The organism is Kribbella sp. NPDC048915 (assembly GCF_040649595.1).
GTDB lineage: Bacteria > Actinomycetota > Actinomycetes > Propionibacteriales > Kribbellaceae > Kribbella.
Genome location: NZ_JBEZFT010000167.1, coordinates 1 through 1,142 on the forward strand (window position 1 = coordinate 1; position 1,142 = coordinate 1,142).

General features: G+C 67.8%; 1 protein-coding gene. It reads right to left on the reverse strand.

Features of this window, described 5'->3' with window-relative positions:
- Positions 1 to 139: 139 nt before the first annotated feature.
- On the reverse strand, positions 140 to 1,142 hold a 1,003-nt coding region (locus tag AB0B82_RS35450; protein WP_360178984.1), incomplete at its 5' end, for an IS1380 family transposase.

Consider the following 1,142-nt stretch of genomic DNA (forward strand, 5'->3'; position numbering starts at 1 on the left):
CCTCGATGTTTCGTCTGGGTTGTTGGTGGGTTGCTGATGGTTGTTGTTGTGGGTGGGGGTTGTGTGGGCGTGGTTGGCCGCCGGCGCTGGTGCCGCCGGTTCTCCGAGTTGTTGTTTGGTGTGGATCGTTGGTGTCGGGTCAAGCGGTGCGGAGTGTGTGCCAGCCGGTGTCGATGAGGTGGGTCCATGGCCAGTCGTGTGGGAGTCGGAGGCGTCGTCGTCGCTGGCCGTGGATGATGCGTCCGGCGACGGCGAGGATGCGGAGTCGGAGTCGTTTGGGTTCCCATCGTCGGGCTGGTTCGGTCTCGTCGAAGGCGAGAGTCTGGGTCCAGGCGAGCAGGTCTGCGGCGAGGGCGACGATCTCGATCCAGATCCGGTTCTGGTTGTAGCCGTGGAAGGGCAGGTTCCGCAGTCCGGTGTCCTTCAGGCAGCGGATGCGGTCCTCGCAGCGGGCGCGTTGCCGGTGCCGGATTTCGAGGGCGGGCAGGGTCCAGCCGGTGCCCCTGGTGTTGGTGGCGAAGCAGGTGATCCGCCAGCCGTTGTGGTCGGTCAGCCGCAGCTGGGCGCCGGGGTGGGGACGTTCGCGGCGGGCGATGACCCGCATCCCGTCAGGCCAGTCCTTCGGGCCCGGGCGTGCTGTCTGGTTCGGGGTGACCGGGGCGGGCATCCACTCGGTGAGCTCGGCGACCTGGGCTCCGTCACGGGGCTCGCCGTCGGCATCGACAGCTGCTCGCCAGGCCTGTTCGGGGATTGCTTCGATCGCTGCCTTGACGGGGTCTTGGGCCTGGAACCCGATCGAGTACTCCAGCCCGGCGTCGGTGATGTGATGCAAGAACACCTTCGAGCAGGCACCGGTGTCAGCGCGGACCAGCACCTGTCCCACCTCTTGCTCGGGGAGCTGCGCGAGCGCGGCATCCAAGGTGGCGACATGGTCGGCGCTGTTCCACGGTGACGCCTTTCCGGGCCGCAGGTCCAGCGCCAGGGTTTCACCGGTGCCGTGCTCGCCGTGGTCGACGAATGAGCACATCGGCGCGAACCCGAACCCCCGCTTGAACGTCGGCTCAGCGCCTTCCTTGTCAGAGTGCGCGGTCACCAGCGTCGCGTCGATGTCCACGATCACCTGGCCGCCGGCACGCTGCCCC